General features: G+C 34.1%; 1 protein-coding gene. It reads right to left on the bottom strand.

All coding sequences use genetic code 11. The annotated features are described in order from the left end of the window. Nucleotides 1-261: hypothetical protein (locus FOF46_RS32285; RefSeq protein WP_167572064.1), on the bottom strand; the 261-nt coding region annotated here is incomplete at both ends.

Here is a 261-nt window from a genome sequence, read left to right on the forward strand (position 1 = left end):
TCTGACAAAGGAATTAACACCGAATACAGGTCGTTCCTTTCTAACTGAACCGAAATAGTTTTTTCAATGGCTCCACTAATTGTAATAGTTTCTGGAGAAGCACTATTTTGTTCTAAAAACGAAAAAGAAAAGATTCCTTTTTTGGTTATATAGATTTTCTCTGGAAGATTCGTCAATTTGGCGTCTGGAGGAGTTATACCTTTGATAAATCTAATGTCTTTTAAGGGTACTCCCCTTAGTATTTCGTCACTGAATATCTTA

It is taken from the genome of Aquimarina algiphila (assembly GCF_007489275.1).
Lineage (GTDB): Bacteria > Bacteroidota > Bacteroidia > Flavobacteriales > Flavobacteriaceae > Aquimarina > Aquimarina algiphila.